The organism is Sporosarcina sp. P17b (assembly GCF_002743115.1).
Classification (GTDB): Bacteria; Bacillota; Bacilli; order Bacillales_A; family Planococcaceae; genus Sporosarcina; species Sporosarcina ureae_C.
Genome location: NZ_PDYP01000052.1, coordinates 1 through 351, shown reverse-complemented (window position 1 = coordinate 351; position 351 = coordinate 1). Strand labels below are relative to the sequence as shown.

Sequence of the window (351 nt, the reverse complement as noted above, 5' to 3'; positions counted from 1 at the left end):
AGGTGGATAGGTCTGGGGTGTAAGTACGGCGACGTATGTAGCTGACAGATACTAATCGATCGAGGACTTAACCTATTTTAAAAAGTAGTTACTTGAACTACGACAATGTCTTTTATTCAGTTTTGAGTGAACAACATTTACTCAAAAAATATTAAAAATAACACTTGCATTAATAATAACAAGTGTTATAATAATAAATGTCCTCGAGAATGAGTGGACATAGTCTGGTGACGATGGCGAAGAGGTCACACCCGTTCCCATACCGAACACGGAAGTTAAGCTCTTCAGCGCTGATGGTAGTTGGGGGTTTCCCCCTGTGAGAGTAAGACGTCGCCAGGCAATTCTTTTCTT

General features: G+C 40.5%; 1 rRNA gene. It reads left to right on the top strand.

Annotation, left to right across the window (positions count from 1 at the left end):
* Nucleotides 1-223: 223 nt before the first annotated feature.
* A 5S ribosomal RNA gene (rrf, locus tag CSV76_RS17095) occupies nucleotides 224-339 on the top strand.
* The last annotated feature ends 12 nt before the right edge of the window (nucleotides 340-351 follow it).